At 72.0% G+C, this 26,852-nt stretch carries 19 protein-coding genes; 17 read left to right on the top strand and 2 right to left on the bottom strand.

What is annotated here, in order from left to right:
- Positions 1-30: 30 nt before the first annotated feature.
- Positions 31-1,857, bottom strand: a complete 1,827-nt coding sequence (locus ACX25U_RS06435) for an AMP-dependent synthetase/ligase (protein WP_454389556.1) — start codon at positions 1,855-1,857, stop codon at positions 31-33.
- 399 nt (positions 1,858-2,256) lie between these two features.
- On the opposite strand from ACX25U_RS06435, the gene ACX25U_RS06430 reads away from it, so the two are divergent.
- Positions 2,257-3,282: a bile acid:sodium symporter family protein gene (locus ACX25U_RS06430; protein ID WP_454389555.1), complete on the top strand. Its 1,026-nt coding sequence runs from the start codon at positions 2,257-2,259 to the stop codon at positions 3,280-3,282.
- Between the two features lie 529 nt (positions 3,283-3,811).
- Here ACX25U_RS06430 and fdhD read toward each other — a convergent pair.
- Positions 3,812-4,660: a formate dehydrogenase accessory sulfurtransferase FdhD gene (gene fdhD / locus ACX25U_RS06425; RefSeq protein ID WP_454389554.1), complete on the bottom strand. Its 849-nt coding sequence runs from the start codon at positions 4,658-4,660 to the stop codon at positions 3,812-3,814.
- A 197-nt stretch (positions 4,661-4,857) separates the two neighbouring features.
- Here fdhD and ACX25U_RS06420 point away from each other — a divergent pair, with 197 nt between their 5' ends.
- The 16 genes from ACX25U_RS06420 to ACX25U_RS06345 all read left to right on the top strand — a co-directional run bounded on the left by ACX25U_RS06420 (position 4,858) and on the right by ACX25U_RS06345 (position 26,788).
- On the top strand, positions 4,858-5,808 hold the full coding sequence (locus tag ACX25U_RS06420) for a beta-ketoacyl-ACP synthase III (RefSeq protein ID WP_454389553.1): 951 nt from the start codon (positions 4,858-4,860) through the stop codon (positions 5,806-5,808).
- Positions 5,809-5,995: 187 nt separating this feature from the next.
- A complete protein-coding gene (locus ACX25U_RS06415; RefSeq protein ID WP_454389552.1) occupies positions 5,996-7,177 on the top strand; it encodes an ROK family protein in 1,182 nt (393 codons plus the stop codon).
- Positions 7,178-7,544: 367 nt separating this feature from the next.
- Positions 7,545-9,101 (top strand): sugar ABC transporter ATP-binding protein, encoded by a 1,557-nt coding sequence (locus ACX25U_RS06410; protein WP_454389551.1) that lies wholly within the window; start codon positions 7,545-7,547, stop codon positions 9,099-9,101.
- Positions 9,098-10,144, top strand: coding sequence for an ABC transporter permease (locus ACX25U_RS06405; RefSeq protein ID WP_454389550.1), 1,047 nt, complete (start codon positions 9,098-9,100; stop codon positions 10,142-10,144). The genes ACX25U_RS06410 and ACX25U_RS06405 overlap by 4 nt, the downstream gene beginning before the upstream one ends.
- A gap of 49 nt (positions 10,145-10,193) precedes the next feature.
- Positions 10,194-11,234 carry a substrate-binding domain-containing protein gene (locus tag ACX25U_RS06400; RefSeq protein WP_454389549.1) on the top strand — a complete coding sequence of 347 codons (1,041 nt, stop codon included), beginning with the start codon at positions 10,194-10,196 and terminating at the stop codon, positions 11,232-11,234.
- A gap of 58 nt (positions 11,235-11,292) precedes the next feature.
- Positions 11,293-12,501: a Gfo/Idh/MocA family protein gene (locus tag ACX25U_RS06395; RefSeq protein ID WP_454389548.1), complete on the top strand. Its 1,209-nt coding sequence runs from the start codon at positions 11,293-11,295 to the stop codon at positions 12,499-12,501.
- A 13-nt stretch (positions 12,502-12,514) separates the two neighbouring features.
- Positions 12,515-13,516: a sugar phosphate isomerase/epimerase family protein gene (locus ACX25U_RS06390; protein WP_454389547.1), complete on the top strand. Its 1,002-nt coding sequence runs from the start codon at positions 12,515-12,517 to the stop codon at positions 13,514-13,516.
- A gap of 344 nt (positions 13,517-13,860) precedes the next feature.
- Positions 13,861-17,562, top strand: a complete 3,702-nt coding sequence (locus ACX25U_RS06385) for a ThuA domain-containing protein (protein ID WP_454389546.1) — start codon at positions 13,861-13,863, stop codon at positions 17,560-17,562.
- 439 nt (positions 17,563-18,001) lie between these two features.
- Positions 18,002-19,129 (top strand): inositol-3-phosphate synthase, encoded by a 1,128-nt coding sequence (locus ACX25U_RS06380; protein ID WP_454389545.1) that lies wholly within the window; start codon positions 18,002-18,004, stop codon positions 19,127-19,129.
- 434 nt (positions 19,130-19,563) lie between these two features.
- Entirely contained in the window at positions 19,564-20,529 is a 966-nt protein-coding gene (locus tag ACX25U_RS06375; RefSeq protein WP_454394132.1) for an SCO3242 family prenyltransferase, read from the top strand.
- The gene (locus ACX25U_RS06370) at positions 20,526-21,398 is read left to right on the top strand and encodes a sugar phosphate isomerase/epimerase family protein (protein ID WP_454389544.1); all 873 of its coding nucleotides are present in this window, start codon (positions 20,526-20,528) and stop codon (positions 21,396-21,398) included. The genes ACX25U_RS06375 and ACX25U_RS06370 overlap by 4 nt, the downstream gene beginning before the upstream one ends.
- Complete coding sequence (locus ACX25U_RS06365) at positions 21,395-22,159, top strand: EboA domain-containing protein (protein WP_454389543.1); 765 nt, start codon at positions 21,395-21,397, stop codon at positions 22,157-22,159. Before ACX25U_RS06370 ends, ACX25U_RS06365 begins: the two co-directional genes overlap by 4 nt.
- Positions 22,159-23,007 (top strand): TatD family hydrolase, encoded by an 849-nt coding sequence (locus ACX25U_RS06360; RefSeq protein WP_454389542.1) that lies wholly within the window; start codon positions 22,159-22,161, stop codon positions 23,005-23,007. The genes ACX25U_RS06365 and ACX25U_RS06360 overlap by 1 nt, the downstream gene beginning before the upstream one ends.
- 3 nt (positions 23,008-23,010) lie before the next feature.
- Complete coding sequence (gene eboE, locus ACX25U_RS06355; RefSeq protein ID WP_454389541.1) at positions 23,011-24,216, top strand: metabolite traffic protein EboE; 1,206 nt, start codon at positions 23,011-23,013, stop codon at positions 24,214-24,216.
- The gene (locus tag ACX25U_RS06350) at positions 24,213-25,634 is read left to right on the top strand and encodes an alkaline phosphatase family protein (RefSeq protein ID WP_454389540.1); all 1,422 of its coding nucleotides are present in this window, start codon (positions 24,213-24,215) and stop codon (positions 25,632-25,634) included. The genes eboE and ACX25U_RS06350 overlap by 4 nt, the downstream gene beginning before the upstream one ends.
- Positions 25,631-26,788 carry a sugar phosphate isomerase/epimerase family protein gene (locus tag ACX25U_RS06345; RefSeq protein ID WP_454389539.1) on the top strand — a complete coding sequence of 386 codons (1,158 nt, stop codon included), beginning with the start codon at positions 25,631-25,633 and terminating at the stop codon, positions 26,786-26,788. Before ACX25U_RS06350 ends, ACX25U_RS06345 begins: the two co-directional genes overlap by 4 nt.
- Positions 26,789-26,852: the final 64 nt, after the last annotated feature.

The raw sequence follows: 26,852 nt of genomic DNA, 5'->3' as shown, positions 1-26,852 counted from the left end.
CCGCATTCCTGACCCGCGCGTCGTGTCGGCTCAGTCCTGGTACAGCGCCTCCACCTCGTCGGCGTACGCCTTCTCGATGGCCTTGCGCTTGAGCTTCAGGGACGGGGTCAGCAGCCCGTGTTCCTCGGTGAACGGCTGGGCGAGGATGCGGAAGGTGCGGATGGCCTCGGCCCGGGAGACCAGCGTGTTGGCGGCGACCACCGCGCGCCGCACCTCCATCTCCAGGTCGGCGTCGAGCACCAGCCGGGCCGACGGCATCCGCGGCTTGCCGCGCATCTGCAGCCAGTGCTCGACGGCCTCCTGGTCGAGGGTGACCAGGGCGGCGACGTAGGGGCGGTCGTTGCCGACGAGGATGCACTGGGAGACCAGCGGATGGTCGCGCACCCGCTCCTCCAGCAGGCCCGGTGACACGCTCTTGCCGCCGGAGGTCACCAGGATCTCCTTCTTGCGCCCGGTGATGGTCAGATAGCCGTCCTCGTCGAGGGAGCCGAGGTCGCCGGTGTCCAGCCAGCCGTCGTGCAGGATCTCGTCGGTGGCCTTCGGGTTGTTGAGGTAGCCCTGGAAGACGTTGCCGCCGTTCAGCCAGACCTCGCCGTCGTCGGCGATGTGCACGGTGACGCCCGGTATGGGTTGCCCGACGGTGCCGTAGCGGGTGCGCTCGGGCGGATTGGCGGTGGCGGCCGCGGTGGACTCGGTCAGGCCGTAGCCCTCGTAGATCTGCACACCGGCACCCGCGAAGAACAGTCCGAGCCGCCGGTCCATGGCCGAACCGCCGGACATGGCATTGCGTATGCGACCGCCCATGGCCGCGCGCACCTTGGAGTAGACGAGCTTGTCGAAGAACTGGTGCTGCATCCGCAGGCCGGCCGAAGGACCCGGCCCGATGCCCCACGCCTTGGCCTCGACGGCGTCCGCGTATCTCACGGCCACCTCGACGGCCTTCTCGAAGGGTCCGTCCTTGCCCTCCTTCTCCGCCTTGCGCCGGGCCGCGTTGAACACCTTCTCGAAGACGTACGGCACCGCGAGGACGAACGTCGGTCTGAACGCCTGCAGGTCGGGCAGCAGGGCGGCGGCGTTCAGCTGCGGCTGGTGACCGAAGCGGACCTTGCCGCGAACCGCAGCCACCTCCACCATCCGCCCGAAGACGTGCGCGAGCGGCAGGAACAGCAGCGTGGCCGCCTCGTCGCCCTTCTTGGTGTGGAACACCGGCTCCCAGCGCTCGATGACCGTGTCCGCCTCGTACATGAAATTGCCGTGGGACAGGACACAGCCCTTGGGCCGGCCGGTGGTGCCGGAGGTGTAGATCACCGTCGCGACCGAGTCCGGGGTGACCGCCTCCCGGTGCCGGTGCACCACGTCGTCGTCGATGTACGCCCCGGCGTCGTACAGCTCCCGCACGGCGCCGGTGTCCAGCTGCCACAGCCGGCGCAGCCGCGGCAGCCGGTCGATGACGGTGGCGATCGTCATCGCGTGGTCCTCGTGCTCCACGACCGCCGCCGACACCTCGGCGTCGTACAGCATCCAGAAGCACTGCTCGGCCGAGGACGTCGGATAGACCGGCACCACCTGGGCGCCGATCGTCCACAGCGCGAAGTCGAACAGCGTCCACTCGTAGCGGGTACGGGACATGATCGCGACCCGGTCGCCGAAGCGGACACCCTGGGCCAGCAGGCCCTTGGCGAGGGCCAGCACCTCGTCGCGGAACTCGGCACAGGTCACGTCGCGCCAGTTCCCGTGTTCGTCCTTGCGGCCGAGCGCGACGTGCAGCGGGTCGTCCTGGGCGTGCTGGAAGACGACGTCGGCCAGCCCGCCCACCGGCGGTGGCAGCGTCAACGGAGGGCTGGTGAACTCGCGCAAACCCGCTCCTCCTCCTTGTGACGCTCCGCACAGCGCCGTGAAAGCTACCCCAGGGTGTGGTGGGGCGGGAGGGTCCGTGAACGCGAGCATTGCTCACATACGCACAGGCCAGCGCCCAAAATTGCACTCACAACGGGCAGGGCCGGACAGATAACTTACGGTTCCGTACCTTTCGATACCGTAATCTCCACTGAATCTGTACGACCCGCTTACGGCCCTCCTGGTCGGCCCACAAGATCACCAGCGTGGTAGGGCGGAATCCCGGTCACCCCGCCGGCAGGACGGGGGAGGACGATGGAGAGGGGACCCGCCGGTCCCGACCGTCGATGAGCACGAGCACGAGCACGACGAGCACGAGCACGAGTACGAGCAAGCGAAGCACTGGAGCACTGGAGCACCGTGAAACGCCCGCACTGGCCGAGTTGGCTGCCGATCGACCCGTACATAGTGCTGCTGATCGGCACGGTGGGCATCGCCGCGCTCCTGCCGGCCCGCGGCACGGCCGCCCACGTGGCCTCGGGTGCCTCGACCGCCGCGATCGCCTTCCTGTTCTTCCTCTACGGAGCCCGCCTGTCCACCCGCGAGGCGCTGGACGGCCTGAAGCACTGGCGACTGCACGTCACGGTCCTGGCCTGCACTTTCCTCGTCTTCCCCCTGCTGGGCCTGGCCGCCCGCGGACTGGTCCCGACCCTCCTGACCCAGCCGCTCTACCAGGGCCTGCTCTTCCTCACCCTCGTCCCGTCGACCATCCAGTCGTCGATCGCCTTCACCTCCATCGCCCGCGGCAACGTGCCCGCCGCGATCTGCGCCGGTTCCTTCTCCTCCCTGGTCGGCATCCTCCTCACCCCGCTCCTCGCGGCCGTGCTCCTGGGCAACAGCGGCGGTGGCTTCTCCGCACACTCGCTGATCACGATCGTGCTGCAGCTGCTCGTGCCGTTCGTCGCCGGACAGGTGCTGCGCCCCTGGATCGCCGGCTTCGTCGCCCGGCACAGAAAGGTTCTCGGGCTCGTCGACCGCGGCTCCATCCTGCTCGTCGTCTACACCGCGTTCAGCGAGGGCATGGTCCGCGGCATCTGGCACCAGGTGAGCCCCGCCCGGCTGGGCGCCCTGCTCGGTGTGGAGGCCGTACTGCTCGCCGTGATGCTGGCCCTGACCTGGTACGGCGCCCGGGCGCTGCGCTTCGGCCGGGCCGACCGCATCGCCATCCAGTTCGCCGGCTCGAAGAAGTCCCTGGCCGCCGGTCTGCCCATGGCGAGCGTCCTGTTCGGCGCCCAGGCCTCCCTCGCCGTACTGCCGCTGATGCTCTTCCACCAGATGCAGCTCATGGTCTGCGCGGTGATCGCCAAGCGCCGGGCCCACGACCCCGAGGCCCAGCAGGAGATCACCGGCCGATCCAAAACCGAGGCCGGCTACGCCCGAAACTGAGGCCAGAGCTCCCATCCCGGGCCGCGCCCGCCAAAAGTCCCCACCTCAGGGTGCGGCCCGCCAAAAGTCCCCACCTCAGGGTGCGGCCCGCCAAAAGTCCTCATCCCAGAGCGTGGGCCCGCCAAAAGTCCCCGTCCCAGGGTGCGGGCCCACCCACCCCGACTGTCCCCACGCGCCGGCCGCGAGGGAGCCGAAGGGCGCGCCGGGGTCGAGGGCCCGAACGCGCGGAGGCGCGAAGCGCTGAGCACGATCGGGCCCTCGACCCCGGCTTACAGCGCCCGTAGGCGACCGAGCCGTCAAGCTCGCGGCCCGCTGCAAGCCCCTACGGGCGACCGAGCCGTCAAGCTCGCGGCCCGCTGCAAGCCCCTACGGGCGACCGAGCCATCAAGCTCGCGGCCCGCTGCAAGCCCCCACGGGCGTGCAAGCCGTCAAGCTCGCGGCCCGCTGCAAGCCCCCACGTGAGCACAAGCAATCCCCACGGTCGTACAAGCGCTGAAGGACACCCACGCCCGCAACAAGCACCTTCTGCTCACCCCCACCCCACCCCCTCCCGCAAAGCAACCCGCCCTTCCCCCGCATACACATTCATGGAGCTCCCCCGCAAAAACCCCACCAGCGTCAGCCCCGTCTCCGCCGCCAGATCCACCGCCAGCGACGACGGCGCCGAGACCGCCGCCAGTACCGGAATCCCCGCCATGACGGCCTTCTGTGCCAGCTCGAAGGAGGCCCGCCCGGACACCAGCAGGATCGCCCGGGACAGCGGCAGCCGCCCGCTCCGCAGTGCCAGCCCGACCAGCTTGTCGACGGCGTTGTGGCGGCCCACGTCCTCCCGTATGTCCAGCAGTTCGCCGTCCTCGTCGAACAGGGCCGCCGCGTGCAGCCCGCCGGTGCGGTCGAAGACGCGCTGGGCGGCGCGCAGCCGGTCGGGGAGGCTCGCGAGGAGCCCGGGCTCGACGCGGACCGGAGGGGTGTCCGAGATCGGCCAGCGGGCGGTCGTACGGACCGCGTCCAGGCTGGCCTTGCCGCACAGACCGCAGGAGGACGTCGTGTACACGTTGCGCTCGAGGGTGATGTCCGGCAGCACGACCCCAGGCGCCGTCTTCACATCCACCACGTTGTACGTGTTACGACCCTCCGCGGTAGCCCCCGCGCAGTACACGATGTTCAGCACGTCGGACGGCGAGCCCAGAACACCCTCACTCACCAGGAACCCGGCCGCCAGCGCGAAGTCGTCGCCCGGAGTGCGCATGGTGATCGCGAGCGGCTTGCCGTTCAGCCGGATCTCCAGCGGCTCCTCGGCCACCAGTGTGTCCGGGCGGGACGAGACGGCCCCGTCGCGGATGCGGATCACCTTGCGTCGTTCCGTGACTCGTCCCATCACTTCTCCCCAGGAGACCTTGCGATCGATCCGATTATCAGGGACGTCCGATTATCGAGGACGTCCGACCTTCTGACGGAAGCCGACAACCCGACTGCCCGATTCCTGTGCCTTCACCTGCCGGGCTACCCGCGAGTCACTGATCAGACTGGTGAACCCCGCCACTCACGGCAAGCAAGCAACGAGGGGGATCGCCCATGAACGGCTCGCGCATCGCCGCCGTCGGTCACTACCAGCCCGCCAAGGTGCTCACCAACGAGGACCTGGCCGCCCTGGTGGACACCAGCGACGAGTGGATCAGGAGCCGGGTGGGCATCCGGACCCGGCACATCGCCGGGCCCGACGAGCCGGTGGACGAGCTCGCCGCGCACGCCGCAGCCAAGGCGCTCGCGGCGGCGGGACTCACGCCCGACGACATCGATCTGGTACTGGTCGCCACCTCCACGGCCATCGACCGCTCCCCGAACACCGCCGCCCGCGTGGCGGCCCGGCTCGGCGTACCGCGACCCGCCGCCATGGACGTCAACGTCGTCTGCGCCGGCTTCACCCACGCCCTGGCCACCGCCGACCACACCGTGCGCGCCGGCGCCGCCACCCGTGCCCTGGTCATCGGCGCCGACAAGATGTCCGACGTGACCGACTGGAGCGACCGGACGACCTGCGTGCTCGTCGGCGACGGGGCCGGCGCCGCCGTGGTCGAGGCCTGCCCGCCGGGAGCGGCGGCGCCCGGGATCGGGCCGGTGCTGTGGGGTTCGGTGCCGGAGATGGGGCACGCGGTACGGATCGAGGGCACGCCCCCGCGGTTCGCCCAGGAGGGGCAGAGCGTCTACCGGTGGGCCACCACGCGACTGCCGCCGCTGGCCCGGCAGGCCTGCGAACGGGCCGGCCTCGCGCCCGAGGAGCTTGCCGCGGTCGTGCTGCACCAGGCCAACCTGCGCATCATCGAGCCGCTCGCCAAGAGGCTGGGGGCCGTCAACGCCGTGGTCGCCCGGGACGTGAGCGAGTCCGGCAACACCTCGGCCGCGAGCATCCCGCTGGCCCTGTCCAAGCTGGTCGAACAGGGCGCCGTCACCACCGGCGACCCGGTCCTCCTCTTCGGGTTCGGCGGCAACCTCTCGTACGCCGGGCAGGTCATCCGCTGCCCTTGACGCGACGCGGGGCACTGCCCCCACCCCCACTTTGTCCTCTCCCTGGAAAAAGTGGCCACCGATCCGTGCGCAACTTCTTCCCACTTCCGGCAGTCGCTGCTACGGTCCCCTCGAAACCAAGTCGGCCAGTTGGCCGAAAATCCGTGTGGACAGGCCGATTTGAGGCGGGGAGGGGCTCGTGAGACGTATGACGGCACGACCCGCCAACGCACACCAGGCCCGGCTGCTGAAGCTGCTGCGCGACGGGGGCCCCAGCTCCCGGGCACAGCTCGGCGACCGGGTCGACCTGTCCCGGTCGAAGCTGGCCGTGGAGGTGGACCGGCTCCTGGAGACGGGACTGGTCGTCGCCGACGGACTCGCCGCCTCCCGCGGCGGCCGCCGCTCCCACAACGTGCGCCTCGCACCCGGCCTGCGCTTCCTGGGCGTCGACATCGGCGCGACCTCGGTCGACGTCGCCGTCACCAACGCCGAGCTGGAGGTGCTGGGACACCTCAACCAGCCGATGGACGTGCGCGAGGGCCCCGTCGCGGTCTTCGAGCAGGTCCTGGCCATGGCCGCGAAGCTGCGGGCATCGGGGCTCGCGGAGGGGTACGACGGCGCCGGCATCGGCGTCCCCGGCCCCGTCCGCTTCCCCGAGGGCGTCCCCGTGGCGCCCCCGATCATGCCGGGCTGGGACGGCTTCCCCGTGCGGGAGGCGCTCAGCCAGGAACTCGGCTGCCCGGTCATGGTCGACAACGACGTGAACCTCATGGCGATGGGGGAGCAGCACGCGGGCGTCGCCCGCTCCGTGGGCGACTTCCTCTGCGTCAAGATCGGTACCGGCATCGGCTGCGGCATCGTCGCCGGCGGCGAGGTCCACCGCGGTACGACGGGCAGCGCGGGCGACATCGGGCACATCCAGGCCGTGCCCGACGGACGCCCGTGCGCCTGCGGCAACCGGGGCTGTCTGGAGGCCCACTTCAGCGGCGCCGCCCTCGCCCGCGACGCACTGGAGGCGGCCCAACAGGGCCTGTCCTCCGAACTCGCGGCCCGGCTGGAGGCGAACGGCCGGCTCACCGCCGTGGACGTCGCCGCCGCTGCCGCCGCGGGCGACGCCACCTCGCTCGCTCTGATCCGACAGGGAGGAACCCGCACCGGTCAGGTCATCGCCGGACTCGTCTCCTTCTTCAACCCCGGCCTGGTGGTGATCGGCGGCGGGGTCACCGGCCTCGGCCACACCCTCCTCGCCGCCATCCGCACCCAGGTGTACCGCCAGTCGCTACCGCTGGCGACCGGCAACCTCCCCATCGTCCTGGGCGAGTTGGGCCCGAAAGCCGGCGTGATCGGCGCGGCCCGGCTCATCAGCGACCATCTGTTCTCGCCGGCCTGACCGGCGCGCACGACCCCGCACCACCAGCACGACCCCGCACTCACCGGCACGCAACCGCACCTCCACGGATCATCAGTCCGCCGTACAAGCCGCACCACCTGCACCACCTGCACCACTCGCACACCCTGCGCACGTACGAGCCGCACCCCGGCACCGCACCCGCACCCCGGCACATCAGTGCCGACGTCGTCCGGTCCGCCCGGACCCCGCCCGCTCCGTCCCGGCCCCCGAACCCACCCAGCACCCCGCGTACCTCAGCACCCGCCTGCTCCAGCACACCCCGCGTACCCCCGCACCACCACACCGGTACGCCCCGCGTACGTCAGCCCTGCCCTGAGACCGGCCGCATCCGCCGAGGGGAACCGCCATGGCTCCAGAACCACCCCTGCTCAGCATGTCCGGCATCACCAAGTCCTTCCCCGGAGTCCGCGCCCTGGACGGAGTCGACCTGGAGGTCCAGGCCGGAGAAGTCCACTGCCTGCTCGGCCAGAACGGCGCCGGGAAGTCCACCCTCATCAAGGTCCTCGCCGGGGCCCACCAGCCCGACGACGGGCAGATCACCTGGCGGGGCGAGCACATCACGCTGAAGTCCCCGATCGCCGCCATGCGCCTGGGCATCGCCACCATCTACCAGGAACTCGACCTGGTACCGCACCTGTCCGTGGCGGAGAACGTCTTCCTCGGCCACGAACCCACCACCGCCGGATTCGTCGTCCGCGGCCGCGAGGCCCGTTCCGCCACCGCCACCCTCCTCAAGCGGCTCGGCCACCCCGAGATCGACCCGGCCCGGCTCGTCGGCGAGCTGTCCGCGGCCCAGCAGCAGGTCGTCTCCATGGCACGGGCCCTCTCCCACGACGTCCGGCTCATCGTGATGGACGAACCGTCCGCCGCCCTCGACCCGGACGAGGTCGACAACCTCTTCCGCATCGTCGGCGACCTCACCGCCGCCGGCGTCGCCGTCGTCTACATCTCCCACCGCCTGGAGGAGATCCGCCGCATCGGCGACCGGGTCACCGTCCTCAAGGACGGCCGCGCCGTCGCCGGCGGACTGCCCGCCGAATCCACTCCGACCCGCGAGATCGTCGCCCTGATGACGGGCCGCAACGTCGAGTACGTCTTCCCGCCGCGCCCTCCGGCCGGCACCGAGCACCCCCCGCCCGTCCTCACCGTCGAAGGACTCGCCCGCGACGGCGAGTTCGCCCCCCTCGACCTCGAACTGCGGCCCGGCGAGATCGTCGGCCTCGCCGGACTCGTCGGCTCCGGCCGCTCCGAGATCCTGGAGACCGTCTACGGCGCCCGCAGGCCCAGCGCGGGCCGCGTCCTCGTCGACGGCACCCCGCTGCGCCCCGGCAGCGTGCGCTCCGCCGTGCGCGCCGGACTCGGGCTCGCCCCCGAGGAACGCAAGGCGCAGGCCCTGCTGATGCTGGAGTCCGTCACCCGCAACGTCACCGTCTCCACGCTGCCGCGCTTCGCCCGCGCCGGCTGGCTCGACCGGCGCGCCGAACGCGCCGCCGCCCGGCGAGCCACCCGCGAGCTCTCCCTGCGCCCCGACAACCCCGACGCCCCCGTGCGCACCCTCTCAGGCGGCAACCAGCAGAAGGCGGTCCTCGCCCGCTGGCTGCTGCGGGGCTGCCGCGTCCTGCTCCTCGACGAACCGACCCGCGGCGTCGACGTCGGCGCCCGTGCCGAGCTGTACGCGGTGGTGCGCCGCCTCGCCGACGAGGGCCTCGCCGTCCTCCTGGTCTCCAGTGAGGTACCCGAGGTGCTCGGCCTCGCCGACCGCGTCCTGGTGCTCCGTGAGGGTCTCGTCGTCCACACGGCGCCCGCCCGTGAACTGGACGAACACCGCGTACTCGACTTGGTGATGGAAGGAAGCCCCGTGTCCACGCAGTCCGTACCCGAGGAAGGGAGCGTGACGTCATGACGCAGCCCGCCACCCCGGCCCAACAGGGCGGACCCGACGCCGGGCCGTCCCCCGCCGCCCGCGCCGACGCCCCCACCGGCGGTACCGGCCCGCTGAGCGTCCTGTGGGCGCGTGCCGACGTGCGCACCCTGTCACTGCTCGGCGTGCTCGCCGTCCTCGTCCTCATCGGCGGCATCACCAAACCCGACCAGTTCCTGGACACCCGCAATCTGCAACTGGTGCTCACCCAGGCGTCCGTCATCGGCGTGGTCACCGTCGGGATGACCTTCGTCATCATGAGCGGCGGCATCGACCTGTCCGTCGGCGCGATCGTCGCCCTCGCCTCCGTGTGGGCCTCCACCGTCGCCACCCAGGAGTTCGGCTTCGCGGGCGTCCTGTTCACCGCGGTGCTCGTCGGCGTCGGCTGCGGACTCGTCAACGGCGTCCTCATCGCGTACGGCGGCATGGTCCCGTTCATCGCGACGCTCGCCATGCTCGCCTCCGCACGCGGACTCGCCCTGCACATCACCGGCGGCAAGACGCAGACCGTCTCCATCGACGGCATCCTGCGGCTCGGCGAACGCGACGCGTACGTCCTCGGCGTGCCGCCGCTGGTCCTCGTCTTCGCCGCCGTCACCGTCATCGCGTGGCTCGTGCTGAACCGCACCACGTTCGGGCGGCGCACCGTCGCCGTCGGCGGCAACGCGGAAGCGGCCCGCCTCGCCGGTATCGACGTCCGCCGCCAGCGCCTCTACCTGTACCTGCTGTCCGGGCTGTGCTGCGGCATCGCGGCCTTCCTGCTGCTCGCCCTGGTGGGGTCCGGCCAGAACACCAACGGCAACCTGTACGAACTCGACGCCATCGCCGCCGCGATCATCGGCGGGACCCTGCTGAGCGGTGGCCGGGGCACCATCGTCGGCTCCGTACTCGGTGTCCTGATCTTCACCACGATCTCCAACATCTTCGCCCTGAACAACCTGCAGAGCGACGTCCAGCAGATCGCCAAGGGCGCCATCATCGTCGCCGCCGTCCTCGTCCAGCGGCGCACCGCCTCCACCACATAGCCCACCGAGCCGCCCGCTCCGTACGGCCCTCATCGGAAAGGCCATCGCCATGCCTCAGATACCGAGCCGCAGAGGTCTGCTCTTCGGAGGCGCCGCCGTCGGCGCCACCGCCCTCCTCACCTCCTGCACCAGCAACGAGCCCAAGAACAACAAGCCCGCGGCGAACGACCAGCCCGCCGCCGACGACAAGCCCGGCAAGGCGGTCACCATCGGCTTCGCCGGCCCCCAGGCCGACCACGGCTGGCTCAACGCGATCAACGAGAACGCCAAGAACCGCGCCGAGAAGTACTCCGACGTCACCCTGGAGATCACCGAGGGCTCCAACGACACCGCCGCGCAGATCGGGCAGATCGAGACCCTCATCAACAAGAAGGTCGACGTCCTGGTGATCCTGCCCGCCGACGGCAAGGCACTCACCCAGGTCGGCCTCAAGGCGATGCGCGCGGGCATCCCCGTCGTCAACCTCGACCGGATCTTCAACTCCCCGCAGGCGTACCGCTGCTGGATCGGCGGCGACAACTACGGCATGGGCTTCAACGCCGGGCAGTACATCGGCGAGAAGCTCAAGGGCAAGCAGAACGCCAAGGTCGTCGAACTCGCCGGCCTCGACAACCTGGAGCTGACCAAGCAGCGCACCCAGGGCTTCGACGACGCACTGAAGAACTATCCCAACATCACCAAGGTGGCCCGTCAGGCGGCCGAGTTCACCGTCGAGTCCGGCCAGTCGAAGATGGCGCAGCTCCTCCAGGCGCAGAAGCACATCGACGCACTGTGGAACCACGACGACGACCAGGGCGTCGGCGCGCTGCGCGCCATCGAACAGGCCGGGCGCGACGAGTTCCTGATGGTCGGCGGCGCGGGCGCGCTCTCCGCGTTCGAGCAGATCAAGCAGGACAAGGGCGTCCTGAAGGCCACCGTGCTGTACCCGCCGACGATGGCCGCGTCCGCGATCGACCTGGCGCGGGCCCTGGGCCAGGGCAAGGGCGTCTCCGGCATGGCGGAGTTCGAGATCCCGGCGTCCATCACGCTGTTCTCGGCGGTGGTCGACAAGACCAACGTCGACCAGTACATGCCCACCGGCTTCCGCTGACCGTGCCACCCCGCACCCCCCACGACGCCATCACCACGAGGACGAGGAGGACATCCGTATGGGACAGCCGCAGCAGCCGGATGGAGCAGAAGGAGGAAAGCCGCCGCTCGGCATCGGCATGGTCGGATACGCCTTCATGGGCGCCGCCCACTCCCAGGGCTGGCGCACCGCGGGCAGGGTCTTCGACCTGCCGCTGCGGCCGGTCCTGGCCGCGATCTGCGGCCGTGACGGGGCGGCCGTCCGAGCGGCGGCCGACCGGCACGGCTGGGCCGCCGCCGAGACCGACTGGCGGGCGCTGATCGCCCGGGACGACGTCGACCTCGTCGACATCTGCACCCCCGGCGACAGCCACGCCGAGATCGCGCTGGCGGCGCTCGCCGCGGGCAAGCACGTCCTGTGCGAGAAGCCGCTCGCCAACAGCGTCGCCGAGGCGGAGGAGATGGCGCGGGTCGCCGAAGCGGCACAGGAGCGGGGCCAGTTGGCGATGGTCGGCTTCAACTACCGTCGGGTGCCGGCCACCACGCTGGCCCGGCGGATGGTCGCCGAGGGCCGGCTCGGCACCCTGCGGCACGTGAGAGTGACGTACCTCCAGGACTGGCTGGTGGATCCCGGGTTCCCGCTGACCTGGCGGCTGCGCAAGGAGGCCGCCGGCTCGGGCTCCCTGGGCGACCTCGGCGCGCACATCGTCGACCTCGCGCAGTTCCTGGCGGGGGAGCCGCTGGCCGGAGTGTCCGCGCTCACCGAGACCTTCGTACGGGAGCGGCCGCTGCCCGCCGCAGCCACCAGCGGGCTCTCCACCGCCCCGACGGCCGGCACCGGACAGGTCACCGTCGACGACGCCGCCCTGTTCACCGGCCGCTTCGCCTCCGGCGCCCTCGCCTCCTTCGAGGCAACCCGCTACGCCACCGGCCGCAAGAACGCCCTGCGCATCGAACTCAACGGCGAGCGCGGTTCGTTGGCCTTCGACCTGGAGCGCCTGAACGAGCTGTACTACCACGACGGCACCGAACCCGGCACCCACGCCGGCTTCCGCCGCATCCTGGTAACCGAACCCGACCATCCCTATCTGGACGCCTGGTGGCCGCCGGGCCACGGTCTCGGCTACGAGCACACCTTCGTCCACCAGGCCCGCGACCTGGTCCACGCGGTCGCCGAGGGCACCGGGCCCGAACCCTCCTTCGCCGACGGGCTGCAGGTGCAGCGCGTGCTCGCGGCGGTGGAGGAGAGCGCCGAGAAGAACTCCGTCTACACACCCGTCGCCGTCTGAGGAGGCCGCCGCCATGCCGCGCAGATTCACGCTGTTCACCGGCCAGTGGGCCGACCTGCCGCTGGAGGAGGTCTGCCGCCTGGCCCGCGACTTCGGCTACGACGGGCTCGAACTCGCCTGCTGGGGAGACCACTTCGAGGTCGACAAGGCGCTCGCCGACCCGTCGTACCTCGCCTCCCGGCACCAGCTGCTCGACAAGTACGGCCTGAAGTGCTGGGCGATCTCCAACCACCTGGTCGGGCAGGCGGTGTGCGACGCCATCATCGACGAACGCCACCGGGCGATCCTGCCCGCCCGGATCTGGGGCGACGGCGAGGCCGAGGGCGTACGGCAGCGGGCCGCCGCCGAGATCGCCGACACCGCGCGCGCCGCGGCCGCCTTCGGCGTCGACACCGTCATCGGCTTCACCGGCTCCGCCATCTGGCACCTGGTCGCCATGTTCCCGCCCGCCCCCGAGGCGATGATCGAGCGCGGCTACGAGGACTTCGCGACCCGCTGGAACCCGATCCTCGACGTCTTCGACGCCGAGGGCGTGCGGTTCGCGCACGAGGTCCACCCCAGCGAGATCGCCTACGACTACTGGACGACCCAGCGGGCGCTTCAGGCCGTGGACCACCGGCCGGCCTTCGGCCTCAACTTCGATCCCTCGCACTTCGTCTGGCAGGACCTCGACCCGGTCGGCTTCCTGTGGGACTTCCGCGACCGGATCTACCACGTCGACTGCAAGGAGGCCCGCAAGCGGCTCGACGGCCGCAACGGCCGCCTCGGCTCGCATCTGCCGTGGGGCGATCCCCGCCGCGGCTGGGACTTCGTCTCCGCCGGGCACGGCGACGTCCCCTGGGAGGACGTCTTCCGGATGCTGCGCTCCATCGGCTACGAGGGCCCGATCTCCGTCGAGTGGGAGGACGCCGGCATGGACCGGCTGCAGGGCGCGCCGGAGGCGCTTCGGCGGCTCAAGGAGTTCGACTTCGACCCGCCGAGCGCGTCGTTCGACGCGGCCTTCGGCAGCGAGTAGTTCCGCGGGAAGCGGGAGCGCGGAGCGCCGTTTCGGCGCGTTGTCCGGGGGCGGCCGCGGGCGGGCTGTGGCCGGTCGTGCTCACGCGGCGGAGCCGCACGTCGACACGCCCCCGCGCCCCTTCGGGGGCGCGGGGGCGCCACCCGCCGCTCCGGCCTGCCCGGAAACCGCTTTGTCCTGCAACTGGAAAAAGTTCAACTTCTCTGCTGTACAAGGACTATCCGACTCCGACAAAGCCAGCTACGGTCCCGGAGTTGTACAGGTCACGCACATCTCCGGGGTGACGGCGCACCCCGGCGCATCGCATCCGCCCCGTACGACCCCACCCTCCCGGAGGGATTTTCGTGCACAGGAAACGTCTCAGATTCCGCAAGGCACTCGCACTTCTCACCGGCTCACTCCTCGCGGGCACCTCGCTCGCGCTCGCCGCGCCGCCGGCGAGCGCCGCCGACCCCGGCGCCACCAGACCGGCCGCGGCGGCCGCCGAGGAATTCCAGCAGATCACCCTCGCCAAGGGCGCCGCCGAGGTCGGCGAACCGATGTCGCTGGCCGTCCTCCCGGACCGCAGCGTCCTGCACACCTCCCGCGACGGCACCCTGCGCCTGACCGACGCGCAGGGCAACACGTCCGTCGCGGGCAAGCTGGCCGTCTACAACCACGACGAGGAAGGCCTCCAGGGGATCGGCGTCGACCCCGACTTCGCCGAGAACCGGTTCGTCTACCTCTACTACGCGCCGCCGCTGAACACCCCGCCCGGCGACGCCCCCGAGAACGGCACCGCCGCCGACTTCGCCCCCTTCGACGGCGTCAACCGGCTCTCCCGCTTCGTCCTGAAGCAGGACGGCACCCTCGACCTGGCCAGCGAGAAGAACGTCCTCGAGGTCGCCGCCTCCCGCGGCATCTGCTGCCACGTCGGCGGTGACATCGACTTCGACAAGGACGGCAACCTCTACCTGTCGACCGGCGACGACTCCAACCCCTTCGCCTCCGACGGCTACACCCCCATCGACGAGCGGTCGAACCGCAACCCGGCGTTCGACGCCCAGCGCACCTCGGGCAACACCAACGACCTGCGCGGCAAGATCCTGCGGATCAAGGTCAAGCCGGACGGCTCCTACGACATCCCCGAGGGCAACCTCTTCGCCCCCGGCACCTCGAAGACCCGTCCCGAGATCTACGCGATGGGCTTCCGCAACCCGTTCCGGTTCAGCGTCGACAAGCCCACCGGCCACATCTACATCGGCGAGTACGGCCCGGACGCCGGCTCCGCCAGCCCCACCCGCGGCCCCTCCGGCATGGTCGAGTTCAACCGCGTGACGAAGCCCGGCAACTACGGCTGGCCCTACTGCGTCGGCAAGAACGAGGCGTACGTCAAGTACGACTTCGCCACCAAGCAGTCCGGCGCGGCCTTCGACTGCTCGGCACCGAAGAACACCTCGCCGAACAACACCGGCCTGGTCGACCTCCCGCCGGCCGAGCCGGCCTGGATCGACTACGACGGCGGTTCGGTCCCCGAGTTCGGCAACGGCTCCGAATCCCCGATGGGCGGCCCGGTCTACCGCTACGACCCCGACCTGAACTCCGCCGCCAAGTTCCCCGAGTCCTACGACGGGGACTTCTTCGCCGGTGAGTACGGCCGCCGCTGGATCAAGCGGATCGTGCACGACGACGACGGCACCGTCCGGTCCATCAACCCGTTCCCCTGGTCCGGGACCCAGGTGATGGACATGGCCTTCGGCCCGGACGGCGCCCTGTACGTCCTGGACTACGGCCTGTCCTGGTTCGGCGGCGACGAGAACTCCGCGCTCTACCGCATCGAGAACGTCACCAACGGCCACGCGCCGACCGTGACCGCCACCTCGGACAGGACCTCCGGCAAGGCGCCCCTGAAGGTGTCCTTCTCCGCGACCGGCAAGGACGCCGACGGCGACGCGCTCACCTACAGCTGGGACTTCGGTGACGGCACCACCGGCACCGGCGAGTCGCCGAAGCACACGTACCGCGCCAACGGCACGTACACCGCCACCGTCACCGTGACGGACTCGACCGGCTACACCGCCACCGCCAACGTCCACGTGGTCGTCGGCAACACCGCGCCCACCGTCACCTTCCAGACCCCGGCCGACGGCGCCCTGTTCGAGTTCGGCGACACCATCCCGTTCAAGGTGAAGGTCACCGACCCCGAGGACAAGAAGATCGACTGCTCCAAGGTCACCGTCCGCTACATCCTCGGCCACGACAGCCACGGTCACCCGATCACCTCGGCCAACGGCTGCGAGGGCACCATGACCGTGCCGGCCGACGGCGAGCACGACCCGAACGCCAACATCTTCGGGGTCCTCGACGCCGAGTACACCGACAACGGCGGTGGCGGCCAGGCCTCGCTGACCACCCACGCCCAGGTCGTGCTCCAGCCCCGCCACCGGCAGGCCGAGCACTTCGGCAGCCAGAGCGGCATCCGCACCTACGACAAGACCCAGGCCCACGGCGGCAAGACCGTCGGCGACATCGACAACGGCGACTGGATCTCCTTCAAGCCCTACAACCTCGAGGGTGCCCAGACGCTCACCGCCCGGGTCTCCTCCGGCGGCGCCGGCGGCTACCTCGAGGTCCGCACCGGAGGGCCGAACGGCACCCTGCACGGCTCCGGGATCGTCCCGGTGACCGGCAGCTGGGAGACCTTCCAGAACATCGACATCCCGCTCAGCAAGCTCCCGAAGAAGACCACCGAGCTGTACCTGGTCTTCAAGGGCGGCGACGGAGCGCTCTACGACCTCGACGACTTCGTGATCTCGGACAAGAAGCCCGCGAAGAACGCCAAGCGCGTCCTCGTCTTCTCCAAGACGGCCGGCTTCCGCCACGACTCCATCGGCACCGGTGTCCAGACCCTGAAGGACCTCGGCGGGCAGAGCGGCATCACCGTCGACGCCACCGAGGAGGCGAAGCAGTTCACCACCGCCAACCTCGCCCGCTACGACGCCGTCGTCTTCCTCTCCACCACCGGCACCGTCCTCGACGCCGACCAGAAGCAGGCGTTCGAGAAGTACATCGCCGGCGGCGGCGGTTACATGGGAGTCCACGCGGCCGCCGACACCGAGTACGACTGGCCGTTCTACGGCGGCCTGGTCGGCGCCTACTTCAACTCGCACCCGCAGATCCAGAAGGCCACCGTCCGGGTACCCGAGCACGACCACCCGGCCACCAAGGACCTCGACGACGCGTGGGACCGCACCGACGAGTGGTACGACTACCGCTCCAACCCGCGTGACGACGTCCGCGTCCTGGCCACCCTGGACGAGACCACCTACCAGGGCGGCAGGATGAAGGGCGACCACCCGATCGCCTGGTGCCACGCCTACCAGGGCGGCCGCTCCTTCTACACCGGCATGGGCCACACCAAGGAGTCCTACGCCGAGGACGGCTTCCGCAGCCACCTGCTCGGCGGCCTGAAGTACGCCACCGGCCAGGAGAAGGCGGACTGCAAGCCGCGCACCGGCTACCGGGACCTGTTCAACGGCCACACCCTCGACGGCTGGAAGCAGGCCGGACCGGGCGGCTTCACCGTCAAGGATGGCGCACTGCACTCCGAGGGCGGCATGGGTCTGCTCTGGTACCAGGCCAAGGAGTTCAAGTCCTACTCCCTGAAGCTGGACTGGAAGATGCAGGGCGACGACAACTCCGGTGTCTTCGTGGGCTTCCCCGCCTCCGACGACCCCTGGTCGGCGGTGAACAAGGGCTACGAGATCCAGATCGACGCGACCGACGCGCCGGACCGGACCACCGGATCCATCTACTCCTTCCAGTCGGCGGACATCAAGGCACGTGACGCCGCGCTGCGTCCGCCGGGGCAGTGGAACAGCTACGAGATCCGCGTCGAGGGCCAACGCATCCAGGTGTTCCTCAACGGAGTCAAGATCAACGACTTCACCAACAAGGACCCGGAGCGGATGAAGAACGGCTACATCGGACTCCAGAACCACGGCCCGTCCGACCACGTGTCGTTCCGCAACATCCAGATCAAGGAACTGCCCGACAAGGGCGCCTAGAACGGCGGCGGGCGGGAGACGCCGGACTCCCGCCCGCCGCTCCCGACCCGGCCGGCCGCCGAGGCGTACGCGCCGCACGTCCCCGGCCGGGTGCGGCACGGGACCCGGACTTCGCCCGGTACCCGATCCGCCCCCGGCCCCCGGCACCCGGTTGCGGTCCGCCCCCGGCACCTGGCACCCGGTTGCGGTCCGCCCCCGGCACCTGGCACCCGGCTTGCGGCCCGCACCGGATTCCGGTCCGGATTCCGTCCGGGCTCCGGGCTGGGCCCCGGCCCCGGCTCTGGCACCGGCCCGGCTTCCGGGTCCGGTGCCCGCCCGGCCGAAAGCCAGGTCCAGGCCCGGCCCGGCGCCCGCCGGCACCCGGTCCCGGTCCCGGTCCGCACCCGGCACCCGACCCACCCGTCCGGCTTCCGGTTCGCGTACGACAAGGAGGCTGCCCATGTCCGCCGAACCTTCCGCTTCCCCCTCCCGCACCGGTGTCTGGCTGATCGGCGCGCGAGGCTCCGTCGCCACCACCGCCATCACCGGATGCGCCGCCGTCGCCGCCGGACTGCACCCCGCCACCGGCCTCGTCACCGAGACCGAGCCCTTCACCGCGAGCGGCCTGCCCGCACTGTCGTCCCTGGTCTTCGGCGGGCACGACACCGTGGACTGCCCCCTGCCCAAACGCGCCGAGACCCTCGCCGCCGGCGGCGTCCTGCCGTACGGCCTGCCCTCCGCCGTCCGCGGTGAACTGGCCGCCGCCGACGAGGAGATCAGACCCGGCGGGCCGCTGCCCGGCGACACCCGGAGCGAGGACGCCCTCATCGACACCCTCGCCGGCGACATCCGCGACTTCACCCACCGCCACGGCCTCGCCCGCACCGTCGTCGTCAACGTCGCCTCCACCGAACCGGCCCCCGAGGGCGCTGCCCTGCCCGCCAGCTCGCTGTACGCGGCGGCAGCCCTGCGCGCGGGCTGCCCGTACGTCAACTTCACCCCGTCGACCGGCTTGCACCACCCCGCGCTCGCCGCCGAGGCCCGGGCCGCCGCCCTGCCGTACGCGGGCCGCGACGGCAAGACGGGGCAGACCCTGCTGCGGTCCGTGCTCGGCCCGATGTTCGCGCAGCGTGCGCTGAGGGTGCTGGCCTGGTCCGGTACGAACCTCCTCGGCGGTGGGGACGGCGCCGCCCTCGCCGACCCCGCCGCCGCCGCAGCGAAGAACTCCGGCAAGGAACGGGTCCTCGCGGACACCCTCGGCACGGTTCCCCAGGGCGAGGTGCACATCGACGACGTGCCCGCGCTCGGCGACTGGAAGACCGCCTGGGACCACATCGCCTTCGACGGTTTCCTCGGCTCCCGGATGACCCTCCAGACCACCTGGCAGGGATGCGATTCGGCGCTCGCCGCGCCCCTGGTCCTCGACCTGGTCCGGCTGCTGGCCCGCGCCCACGAACGCGGACTGACCGGACCGCGCCCCGAACTCGCCTTCTACTTCAAGGATCCCGACCCGGGCGCCTCCGCCGCGCTGGGGGAGCAGTACGCGGCGCTGCTGGACTTCGGCCGACGGCTGAGGGACCCGCGATGACCCGCCGCGGCCTGACGGCCCTCGCCCTGGCGGTGACCGTCGCCGCCGTCGTCGGAGCGCGCGGACCCGCGGCCCGTGGCCGCCCGCACCGCGGGGAGAGCCACGACCACCCGGCGCCGTCACCGGAGGCGGAGCACGGGACGGAGACGGGTGCCCGGTCCGCGGATCCGGCCGACCCGGCGGGGGAGAGCGCCGCGCCCGCGGGCTCCGCCGGACAGGCGGTGGCAGCCGCCGCGTCCGCCGGACGGCCGCGGGCGGCCGACGCGTCGGAGGGGACTTCCCGGCCCAGGCGGACGGATGCCGAACCCGTCGCTTCCACCGCCCCGGCGGCCACTCCCGCCACGCCCTCGGCCCTGCCCTCCGCCCCGAGCGGCCCGGCGGCAGCGGCGGACCCGCCCGCCCCTGCCGCCGCCGGCTCGGCCCCTCCGCCCCCCGTGCCCACCCGCACCGTCCGCCCGCCCCGCCGTCCCGCCCTCGGCGCCCCCGCCGACTGGGCCGAACTGCTGCGGCTGCCCGCCCTGTTCACCGTCCCCGGCGACGCCCTCGCCGGGGCCGCGGCAGCCGGACGCGCCCCCGGGGCCCGTACCCTCCTCGCCATCGGCTCGTCCCTGTGCCTCTACCAGGCGGGCATGGCGCTCAACGACTGGGCGGACCGCGCCGAGGACGCCGTGGAGCGCCCGCACCGGCCGCTCCCGTCCGGGCGGATCGCCCCCGGCGCCGCCCTCGCCGCGGCCGGCGCGCTCACCGCCCTGGGCCTCGCGCTCGCCGCCCGCGCCGGCCGGCCCGCGCTCACCGTCGCCGTCCCGCTCGCCGCCACGGTCTGGGCCTACGACCTCGGGCTGAAGCGGAGCTGGGCCGGGCCGCCGGCGATGGCGGCGGCCCGGAGCCTCGACCTCGTGCTCGGCGCCGCCGCGAGCGGCGGCCGGGTCCGAAACGCCGTACCGTCCGCCGCCGCCCTCGGCGCCCACACCCTGGCCGTCACCGCCGTCTCCCGCCGCGAGACCCAGGGCGGCTCCACCGCCGCCCCGCTCGCGGCCCTCGCGGTCACCTCCTGCGTCGCGTACGCACTCGCCCCGCCTGCCGTCGCCCTCCGACCCCCGGCGGACCGAGGCGGAGCAGCCCCCCTCGGTCTGCCGGGCCCCACCCCCGCACCGCCCGGCGGTGTACTCCGCGCGGCCCTCGCGCTCGGCTACGCCGCCACCGCCGCCCGCCCCCTCGCCCACGCCGTCCTCAACCCCTCGCCGCCGCTCACCCAGCGCGCCGTCGGCGGCGGCATCCGCGCCATGGTCCCCCTCCAGGCCGCGCTGTCCGCCCGCGCGGGCGCACCGGCAACGGCCCTGTTCACGGTGGCCCTGGCCCCCCTGGCCCGCAGGTTCGCGAGAAAGGTGAGCGTGACGTGAGCTCCGCCCCCGCAGCCCTCCGCTTCGGCTACGGCACCAACGGCCTCGCCGACCTCCGCCTCGACGACGCCCTCGCCCTGCTCGCCGACCTCGGCTACGACGGCGTAGGACTGACCCTCGACCACATGCACCTCGACCCGCTCGCCCCCGACCTCGCCACCCGCACCCGCCGCATCGCGCACCGGCTGGACGCGCTCGGCCTGGAGGTCACCGTGGAGACGGGCGCCCGCTACGTGCTCGACCCGCGCCGCAAACACGGCCCCTCCCTCCTGGACGCCGACCCCGGGGACCGCGCCCGGCGCGCCAACCTGCTGCTCCGGGCCGTACGGGTCGCCGCCGACCTGGGCGCCCACGCCGTGCACTGCTTCAGCGGCATCACCCCGCCCGGCACCGACGAGGACACGGCGTGGAAGCGGCTGGCGGAGTCCCTGAGCCCCGTCCTGGACGCGGCCGGCGCCGCCGGCGTCCCCCTCGCCGTGGAACCCGAACCAGGTCACCTCCTCGCCACCCTCGCCGACTTCCACCACCTGCGCCGCCTCCTCGGCGACCCCGAACGCCTCGGCCTGACCCTCGACATCGGCCACTGCCAGTGTCTCGAACCGCTCCCGCCCGCCGACTGCGTCCGCGCCGCCGCGCCCTGGCTGCGGCACGTCCAGATCGAGGACATGCGCCGCGGCGTCCACGAACACCTGCCCTTCGGAGACGGCGAGATCGACTTCCCGCCGGTCCTGGAGGCCCTGGCCGCCACCGGCTACCAGGGCCTGACCGTCGTGGAACTGCCCCGCCACTCCCACGCCGGCCCCCACTTCGCCGAACTCTCCCTGCCCTTTCTCCGCCAGGCGGCCACCGCTGAAGGGAGCACCCGATGACCCACCCGCAGGACCCTACGGGCACCCCCGCGGCCGGCACCGCCCTCGCCCTCACCCCCGTGGACGAGCTGCACGCCGTTCTGGCCGCCCGCCTGCCCCCGGCCGCCCGGGCCTGGCTCGACCAGGCGCTGGACGAGGCCGCCACGCATCCCGGCGGCCACGGCCCCATTTCCGTATGGGAGTTGCGCCTGGCCGAGGCGGGCCGCCGCTGCGGTGCCGCCCACGCCGACGCCGCCCGCGTCCTCATCCTGCACGCGGCCCACGCCGACCTGGACGCCCTCACCCGGGTCTACCGCCAGGGCACCGCCGACGAGCGTCGCGCCGTGCTGCACGCCCTGCCGCACCTCGTGCCCGGCCCGGACGCGGTGCCGCTCGTCGAGGACGCCCTGCGCACCAACGACACCCGGCTGCTCGCCGCCGCCACAGGACCGTACGCCGCCCGGCACCTGGCACCCCACCCGTGGCGGCACGCCGTCCTGAAGTGCCTGTTCACCGGCGTACCCGTCGACAGTGTCGCGGACCTGGCCCGCCGCGCCCGCGGCGATGCCGAACTCGCCCGCATGCTCGGCGACTACGCGGCCGAACGCACCGCCGCCGGCCGCCCGGTCCCCGAGGACCTGCACCGCGTACTGACCCTGACCGAGCCCGGGTCCGAGCCCGAGCCCGGGTCCGAGCCCGAGCCCGGGTCCGAGACCGAGCCCGAGCCCGGGTCCGAGACCACGCCGCACGGCCCGGTCGACCCCCACGGCAAGGAGTCCTGATGCGTATCTTCGACCCCCACATCCACATGACGTCCAGGACCACCGACGACTACGAGGCCATGTACGCCGCCGGCGTCCGAGCCGTCGTGGAACCCGCCTTCTGGCTCGGCCAGCCCCGCACCTCGCCCGCCTCCTTCCTCGACTACTTCGACTCCCTGATCGGCTGGGAGCCCTTCCGCGCCGCCCAGTACGGCATCGCCCACCACTGCACCATCGCCCTGAACCCCAAGGAGGCCAACGACCCGCGCTGCCTGCCCGTCCTCGACGAACTGCCCCGCTACCTCGTCAAGGACCAGGTCGTCGCCGTCGGCGAGATCGGCTACGACTCGATGACACCGGCCGAGGACAAGGCCGTGGCCGCCCAGTTGCAGCTCGCCGCCGACCACGGACTGCCCGCCCTCGTCCACACCCCGCACCGCGACAAGCTCGCCGGCCTGCGCCGCACCCTCGACGTGGTGAAGGAGTCGGCGCTGCCCATGGACCGCGTCCTGGTCGACCACCTCAACGAGACCACCGTCGAGGAGGCCAAGGAAAGCGGCTGCTGGCTCGGCTTCTCCGTCTACCCCGACACCAAGATGGACGAGCAGCGGATGGTCGCGATCCTGCGCGCCCACGGCACCGAGAAGGTGCTGGTCAACTCCGCGGCGGACTGGGGCAGAAGCGACCCCCTCAAGACCCGCAAGGTCGGCGACCTGATGCTCGCCGAGGGCTTCACCGAGGACGACGTGGACCTCGTGCTGTGGCGCAACCCCGTCGCCTTCTACGGCCTCAGCGGCAGGCTGGACCTCGGCGTCGCCGCGACCGGCGCCACGCACGAGGGCAACAGCATCCTGCGCGGCGGGGAGTGAACGATGCGCTTCCGCCACCCCGACGGCTCCACCGTCCACCTCGCCTACTGCACCAACGTCCACCCCGCCGAAACCCTCGACGGCGTCCTCGCCCAGCTCCGCGACCACTGCGAGCCCGTACGCCGCCGCCTCGGCCGGGACCGCCTGGGCATCGGCCTCTGGCTCGCCCGCGACGCCGCCCACACGCTCGACTCCGACCCGTCCGCGCTGCGCGGCCTGCGCACCGAACTCGACCGGCACGGCCTGGAGGTCGTCACCCTCAACGGCTTCCCGTACGAGGGATTCGGCGCCGAAGAGGTCAAGTACCGCGTCTACAAGCCCGACTGGGCCGACCCCGAACGCCTCGACCACACCACCGCCCTCGCCCGCGTCCTCGCCGGCCTCCTCCCGGACGACGTCACCGAGGGCAGCATCTCCACCCTGCCCCTGGCCTGGCGCACCGCGTACGACGACGCACGCGCCGAGCAGGCCCGCACCGCCCTGCGCACGCTGGCCGAACGCCTGGACTCCATCGAGGAGTTGACCGGCCGCTCCATCCGCGTCGGCCTGGAGCCGGAACCCGGCTGCACCGTGGAGACCACGCACGACGCCATCGCGCCGCTGACCGCGATCGCCCACTACCGCATCGGCATCTGCGTCGACACCTGCCACCTCGCCACCTCCTTCGAGGATCCGGTGACAGCCCTCGACGCCCTCACCGAGGCCCGCGTCCCGGTCGTCAAGTCCCAGCTCTCCGCCGCGCTGCACGCCGAACACCCCCACCTGCCCGAGGTTCGCGAGGCTCTCGCCGCCTTCGACGAACCCCGCTTCCTGCACCAGACCCGCACGTCCCCCACTCTCAACTCCGTTCGAGCGGGAGGGGCCCCCATCGCCACCGGCCCGCACGGCACCGACGACCTGGGAGAAGCACTCGGCAGTGACGTGCTCCCCGACGCCGCACCCTGGCGCGCCCACTTCCACGTCCCCCTGCACGCGGCCCCCGCCCCACCCCTCACCTCCACCCTCCCGGTCCTGAAGGCCGCCCTGACCCGGCTGGTCGGCGGCCCCCACCCGCTCACCCGCCACCTCGAGGTCGAGACGTACACCTGGCAGGCACTCCCGCCCGAGCTGCGCCCCCGCGCCCGCGCGCAGCTCGCCGACGGCATCGCCGCCGAACTCGCCCTCGCCCGCGACCTGCTGACCGACCTCGGCCTGAAGGAGCTGCCATGAGCCGACCCAAGGGACCGACGCCCCTGCTCGTCCTGGACGTGGTCGGCCTCACCCCCCGGCTCCTCGACCACATGCCCCACCTCAAGTCCCTCGCCCGGTCCGGCTCCCACGCGCCGCTCGGCACCGTCCTGCCCGCCGTCACCTGCGCCGCCCAGTCCACCTTCCTGACCGGCGCCCTGCCCTCCGAGCACGGCATCGTCGGCAACGGCTGGTACTTCCGCGAACTCGGCGAGGTCCTGCTGTGGCGGCAGCACAACGGCCTCGTCGCCGGCGACAAGCTGTGGGACGCCGCCCGCCGCGCCCACCCCGGCTACACGGTCGCCAACATCTGCTGGTGGTACGCCATGGGCGCCGACACCGACATCACCGTCACCCCGCGTCCCGTCTACTACGCCGACGGCCGCAAGGAACCCGACTGCTACACCCGTCCGCCGTCCCTGCACGACGAACTCACCGAGAAGTTCGGCACCTTCCCCCTCTTCCACTTCTGGGGCCCGGGAGCCGATCTCGTCTCCAGCCAGTGGATCATCGACGCCACCCGCCACATCAACCGCACCCGCCGCCCCGACCTGACGCTCTGCTACCTCCCGCACCTCGACTACGACCTGCAGCGCCACGGCCCCGACGACCCCCGCTCCCTGCGGGCGGCCGCCGACCTGGACACGGCCATGGCGCCCCTCCTGGACGACGCCCGCGCCGAGGGCCGTACCGTCGTCGCGCTGTCCGAGTACGGCATCACCCGCGCCGACCGCCCCGTCCACATCAACCGCGCCCTGCGCGAGGCCGGCCTGCTCGAGGTGCACACCCAGGACGGCATGGAGTACCTCGACCCGATGGCCTCCCGCGCCTTCGCCGTCGCCGACCACCAGATCGCCCACGTCTACGTACGCCGCCCCGAGGACCTGGACGCCACCCGGGCCGCCCTCGACGGCCTGCCCGGCATCGACCAGCTCCTCGACGACGAGGGCAAGAAGGCCCACCACCTCGACCACCCGCGCTCCGGCGAACTCGTCGCCGTCGCCGAGCCGGACGCCTGGTTCACGTACTACTACTGGCTCGACGACGACCGCGCGCCCGACTTCGCCCAGCTGGTCGAGATCCACCGCAAACCCGGCTACGACCCGGTCGAACTGTTCATGGACCCGCTCGACCCCTACGTCAAGGTCAAGGCGGCCACCGCCCTGGCCCGCAAGAAACTCGGCCTGCGCTACCGCATGGCGGTCGTCCCCCTCGATGCGTCCCCCATCCGCGGCAGCCACGGCCGCCTCCCCAGGAGCGACGACGACGGTCCGCTCCTCATCTGCTCCACCCCCCGCGCCGTCGGCGACCGCATCGCGGCCACCGACGTGAAGTCACTCCTTCTCCAGCTCGCCGGTCTCGGCGGACCCGAGCACCCGTCCGAAAAGAGGCACCCGTGAACGACATCCAGGCAACCGACCACGGCACCGACGACCAGCTGCGCCGCAGCCTCGGCATAGGCCGCCGCGGCTTCCTCGGCACCTGCACCGCCGTCGCGGCCGGCGCGATCGCCGCCCCGGTCCTCGGCGCGGCCCCCGTGCAGGCGGCGCCCGCCGAGTCGAACGGCAAGGCCAAGGGCCACCTGCTCGTCCCCGAGGACAAGCGCGGCATCATCCTCTACACGGTCCGCGACGCGACCGGCCGCGACCCGCTCTCCACCAACCTGCCCTCCGGCTTCCGCGCCGTGTTCGAGCAGCTGGCCCGCTTCGGCTACCGGCAGGTCGAGTTCGCCGGCTACGGCCAGCACCGCAACGCGCCCGGCGGGGCGAGCCTGGAGAGCGTCGAGGGCGCCCGGCTGCTGCGCGGCTGGCTGGACGAGTACGGGCTGCGCGCGCAGGGCAACCACGGCTTCATCCCGCCGTCCTGGCCCCTGACGACCGCGGACCTGGACACCTTCAAGAAGCACCTGGAGATCGCGAACATCCTCGGCATGGAGCACATGGGCACCGGCGGTGACCCCACCGGCAGCTCCTACAGGGCCGACTGGGACGTGGCCGCCGACAAGTGGAACGCCATGGGCGAGATCGCCCGCAGAGCCGGGATCAAGCTCTACACCCACAACCACGACGCGGCGTACGGCTTCCTGCTCGACGGCGGCCCGCTCGACGCCCAGGGCCGCCCGACCCGCAGCTCCGGCATCCGCAAGCTGGAGTACTTCCTGTCCGTCACCGACCCCAAGCTGGTCTGGCTGGAGATGGACATCTACTGGGCGCACGTGGCCCAGTACAAGTTCCGCACCTACACCGCCCACGACGGTGCCGTCCGCGAGAACATCTTCGACCCGGCGGGCCTGGTCACCCGCCACCACAAGCGCTACCCGCTCTTCCACGCCAAGGACGGCGTCGTCAACACCACCAACGGCCAGGGCTACGACATGGTCCCCTTCGGCACGGGGGTCATCGACTACACGACGTTCTTCTCCCGCGTGGGCCACCCCAACTACCACAACCCGATGGTCGAACAGGACAACGCCCCGAGCTCCACCGACCCGGCCCAGTCCCTGGAACACGCGCGGATCGGCTACAAGAACATGGCCGCCCTGCGCCGCAAGTAACACCGCACGGGCATCACGGACAACGGGGGGCATGCCCTGACGGTACCCGCCTGATCACACTCCG

Source organism: Streptomyces sp. JNUCC 63, assembly GCF_054366325.1.
Note: the sequence above shows the minus strand (reverse complement) of the source record. Positions and strands in the feature narration are given on the sequence as shown.

Coding starts and splice junctions, on each gene's coding strand:
- ACX25U_RS06390 (WP_454389547.1), top strand. CDS start 12,515: ATGCCGCGCAGATTCACGCTGTTCACCGGCCAGTGGGCCGACCTGCCG.
- ACX25U_RS06360 (WP_454389542.1), top strand. CDS start 22,159: ATGCGTATCTTCGACCCCCACATCCACATGACGTCCAGGACCACCGAC.
- ACX25U_RS06350 (WP_454389540.1), top strand. CDS start 24,213: ATGAGCCGACCCAAGGGACCGACGCCCCTGCTCGTCCTGGACGTGGTC.
- ACX25U_RS06420 (WP_454389553.1), top strand. CDS start 4,858: ATGAACGGCTCGCGCATCGCCGCCGTCGGTCACTACCAGCCCGCCAAG.
- ACX25U_RS06410 (WP_454389551.1), top strand. CDS start 7,545: ATGGCTCCAGAACCACCCCTGCTCAGCATGTCCGGCATCACCAAGTCC.
- eboE (WP_454389541.1), top strand. CDS start 23,011: ATGCGCTTCCGCCACCCCGACGGCTCCACCGTCCACCTCGCCTACTGC.
- ACX25U_RS06400 (WP_454389549.1), top strand. CDS start 10,194: ATGCCTCAGATACCGAGCCGCAGAGGTCTGCTCTTCGGAGGCGCCGCC.
- ACX25U_RS06365 (WP_454389543.1), top strand. CDS start 21,395: ATGACCCACCCGCAGGACCCTACGGGCACCCCCGCGGCCGGCACCGCC.
- ACX25U_RS06380 (WP_454389545.1), top strand. CDS start 18,002: ATGTCCGCCGAACCTTCCGCTTCCCCCTCCCGCACCGGTGTCTGGCTG.
- ACX25U_RS06415 (WP_454389552.1), top strand. CDS start 5,996: ATGACGGCACGACCCGCCAACGCACACCAGGCCCGGCTGCTGAAGCTG.
- ACX25U_RS06395 (WP_454389548.1), top strand. CDS start 11,293: ATGGGACAGCCGCAGCAGCCGGATGGAGCAGAAGGAGGAAAGCCGCCG.
- ACX25U_RS06405 (WP_454389550.1), top strand. CDS start 9,098: ATGACGCAGCCCGCCACCCCGGCCCAACAGGGCGGACCCGACGCCGGG.
- fdhD (WP_454389554.1), bottom strand. CDS start 4,660: ATGGGACGAGTCACGGAACGACGCAAGGTGATCCGCATCCGCGACGGG.